The organism is Actinomadura fibrosa (assembly GCF_900659615.1).
GTDB classification, from domain to species: Bacteria; Actinomycetota; Actinomycetes; order Streptosporangiales; family Streptosporangiaceae; genus Spirillospora; species Spirillospora fibrosa.
This window is the reverse complement of the sequence record NZ_CAACUY010000531.1, coordinates 1-1,691: the sequence shown is the minus strand read 5'-3', so window position 1 is coordinate 1,691 and position 1,691 is coordinate 1. Positions and strand designations below refer to the sequence as shown.

The following is a 1,691-nucleotide window of genomic DNA, read 5'->3' as shown; positions in this document are numbered from 1 at the left end:
CGCCGAGGCCGCCCGGCTGCTGCCCGCCCTGCTGCGGGCCCGGCGCCCGCTCCCGCCCGCCGTCGAGGCCGCCCGCGCCAGGCTCGCGCGTTACTGACCCGTGCGGGCGGGTAGTCCGCCGGTGACCGGCCGTCATGATCGACCGCCGGGCGACCGACCGTCGAGGGTCCGACCGGTGCGGACCGAAGGAGGCGCCGGATGCGCGCCGTGGTGATCAACTGCACGCTCAAGCGCTCGCCCGAGCCCACCAACACCGGTGCCCTGGCCGCCGTGGTCGAGGAGGAGCTGCGGGCGAGGGGCGTCGAGGTCGAGCACGTCCGGGCCGTCGACCTGGACATCCCGCCCGGGGTGGAGACGGACCTCGGGCCCGGCGATCCCTGGCCCGCCGTCCACCGCTCGCTCCTGGCGTCCGAGATCCTCGTGATCGCCTCGCCGACTTGGGCGGCGCACCCGTCCTCGGTCGCCCAGCGGGTGATCGAGCGGATGGACGCGATGATGTCGGAGACCGACGACGCGGGGCGGCCGGTGCTGTTCGACCGGGTCGCGGGCGTCGTCGTGACCGGCAACGAGGACGGCGCGCACCACGTGATCAGCGAGATCACCGGGGCGCTCAACGACTTCGGCTACACGATCCCCGCGCAGGCGTGGACGTACTGGAACCGCGGCCCCGGCCCCGGGCCGAGCTACCTGGACGCCGAGGAGGGCCGGGACTGGTCCGCGAGCACCGGGCGGGCGATGGCCTCGAACCTGGTCGCCGTCGCGTCCGCGCTGGCGGCGAACCCCATCCCCAAGCCGCCCTCCTGAGCGGCGCCGCGGACCCGGTGCCGGGAGGTCGGGTGCCGGGTGCCCGTCAGGCCGTCCGCGCGGCGGAGCGGCCGCGGGCCAGCACGAGGCCGCACAGGGCCCCGGCCAGCGTCAGTCCCGCGAGCGCCCAGCCGGTGGCGTACTCCGCGTGCCGGGTGGAGCCGCCGTCCTCGGCGAGGCCGAGGAACAGCGTGCCGACCGTCGCCACGCCGACGACCTGCCCGACCTGCATGAGGGTCAGCATCAGCCCGCCCGCGTCGGCGGCGTCCCCGGCCGGGACGTTCTCCAGCGCCACCGTCATGATGATCGGCATCACGCCGAGGCCGAACCCGATGACCGCGGTCAGCAGCTCGTAGGGCGCTCCGCCGCCCGCCAGCGGGCCGATGAACAGGTAGCCCGCCGACGCGACCGCGAAGCCCGCCGGGACGGCCCGCCGCTGCCACCGCGCGGGGAGCCGCTGCCAGTTCAGCCCCACGAGCGCGAACGCGGTGACGGACGGGACGAACGCCAGCCCGGACTCCATGGGCGACATCCGCAGGTCGCCCTGGAGGTGCAGGGTCGTGGTGAACAGGAACGACGCCCACGTGCAGGGCCCGAAGAGGATGCAGACCGAGGCCGGGAGCAGCCCCGGCAGGCGCAGCACGCGCGCCGACACGAGCGGCCGCCCGCCGTCCGCGGCCACGCGCCGCTCCACCTCGGCGAACGCGGCGAGGAACACGGCGCTCGCGCCGAGCGAGACCCAGCCCCACGCGGGCCAGCCGAGCTCGTGGCCGAGGATCAGCGGGACCACGAACAGCAGCCCCACCGTGACCGCGCTGTCGTCGAACGTCGCCGCGTACGGCGCCGCCAGCCCCTCCGGGACGACGTAGAACGCGCACAGCCACGCG

General features: G+C 75.9%; 2 protein-coding genes. One reads left to right on the top strand and one right to left on the bottom strand.

Features of this window, described 5'->3' with window-relative positions; all coding sequences use genetic code 11:
* The first annotated feature begins 198 nt into the window (after positions 1-198).
* On the top strand, positions 199-804 hold the full coding sequence (locus E1300_RS49445; RefSeq protein ID WP_131764145.1) for a flavodoxin family protein: 606 nt from the start codon (positions 199-201) through the stop codon (positions 802-804).
* 46 nt (positions 805-850) lie between these two features.
* Here the strand turns inward: E1300_RS49445 and E1300_RS49440 are convergent.
* Positions 851-1,691: MFS transporter (locus E1300_RS49440; RefSeq protein ID WP_131764144.1), on the bottom strand; the 841-nt coding region annotated here is incomplete at its 5' end.

Bases quoted from the DNA above. Each gene is read 5' to 3' on its own strand.
- E1300_RS49445 (WP_131764145.1), top strand. From the start codon at position 199: ATGCGCGCCGTGGTGATCAACTGCACGCTCAAGCGCTCGCCCGAGCCC.